Annotated in this window: 1 protein-coding gene; it reads left to right on the forward strand. The window is 48.5% G+C overall.

Features of this window, described 5'->3' with window-relative positions; all coding sequences use genetic code 11:
- Positions 1 to 590: TRAP transporter large permease subunit (locus R7Q09_RS27025; RefSeq protein WP_318144063.1), on the forward strand; the 590-nt coding region annotated here is incomplete at both ends.

Genomic DNA, 590 nt, shown 5'->3' on the forward strand with positions numbered 1-590 from the left:
CGAAAGAGTTTGCTGCGGGTGTTATCTGTAACGCAGGTACTTTGGGGATCTTGATTCCGCCATCGATCGTGATGGTGGTGTATGCAGCGGCGACCGATGTGTCAGTGGGGCGTATGTTCCTTGGTGGTGTGATCCCGGGTTTGCTGGCTGGCGTGATGTTGATGATCGCTATCTACATTGCGGCGAGGATTAAGAATCTACCTAAGCAACCATTCGTGGGATGGAAAGAAACGTTTGATGCCGCCAAAGATGCGAGTTGGGGCTTGTTGCTGGTGGTGATCATCCTTGGCGGTATCTATGGCGGTATTTTCACACCAACAGAGGCTGCGGCAGTTGCGGCGGTGTACTCATTCTTTATCGCGAACTTTATATATAAAGACATGGGACCATTTGCTGATAAGCAAAACACCAAACCAGCGATCGTCAAAGTGATTCAGACCTTTGTGCATGAAGACACTAAGCATACCTTGTATGAAGCGGGCAAGCTTACCATCATGCTGCTGTTTATCATTGCTAATGCACTGATCTTAAAACACGTACTGACTGAAGAACGTATCCCTCAGATGATCACGGAATCGATGCTGTCTGCG

Source organism: Vibrio sp. 2130-1 (assembly GCF_033339515.1).